Here is a 220-nt window from a genome sequence, read left to right as displayed (position 1 = left end):
CCGTTGATGCTGCTGGCATTGTCCACCGCCAGTGCACCGATCCACGCCGGCAGTGCGGCCACAAGAAACGCCGCACGACGGCGGGCCGCGAGGGAAATCCATGCAGCAGGCTCTTCGGCAGTGTCGAGGGCTTTTTGCGTGGCGATCAGCGCATGTTTGTAGCGGCCAAAAAACTTCAGGCTGACAAACATCGAAGCGACGCCTGCGATAAAGAACGGCA

General features: G+C 60.5%; 1 pseudogene. It reads right to left on the bottom strand.

What is annotated here, in order from left to right:
• Positions 1-220 (bottom strand): annotated as a pseudogene (locus DBR24_RS34620) (hypothetical protein); the annotation flags it as partial.

It is taken from the genome of Pseudomonas sp. HMWF006, assembly GCF_003061205.1.
In the GTDB taxonomy this organism is placed as follows: Bacteria; Pseudomonadota; Gammaproteobacteria; order Pseudomonadales; family Pseudomonadaceae; genus Aquipseudomonas; species Aquipseudomonas monsensis.
Note: the sequence above shows the minus strand (reverse complement) of the source record. Positions and strands in the feature narration are given on the sequence as shown.